The organism is Bacillus sp. ISL-77 (assembly GCF_018613105.1).
Genome location: NZ_JAGGQY010000090.1, coordinates 51,319 through 51,617, shown reverse-complemented (window position 1 = coordinate 51,617; position 299 = coordinate 51,319). Strand labels below are relative to the sequence as shown.

Annotated in this window: 1 protein-coding gene; it reads left to right on the top strand. The window is 55.9% G+C overall.

The window, feature by feature from the left end; translation table 11 throughout:
- Positions 1 to 299 (top strand): hypothetical protein (locus J7E77_RS28505; protein WP_214718778.1); only part of this gene is annotated, 299 nt, incomplete at both ends.

The window sequence follows — 299 nt, the reverse complement described above, 5'->3', positions numbered from 1 at the left end:
CTCAGGCAGCTCAGGTAGCTCATCAGGTAGCTCAGGTAGCTCAGGCAGCAAAGGCAGCGGTAGCTCTGGTAGTGGAAGCAGCGGAAGTCACGGAAGCGGCAAAAAACCAAAAGGTCCTAAAGGTAAAAAAGGGCCAAAAGGTAAGAAAGGTAGCAAGGGAAGCAGCGGTAGTGGCAGCTCAGGTAGCTCAGGTAGCTCGGGTAGCTCAGGCAGTCACGGTAGCACAGGTAGCGGAAGCAGTGGCAGTCACGGCAGCAGTGGCAGCAAAGGCAGTGGAAGCTCAGGTAGCTCAGGTAGCT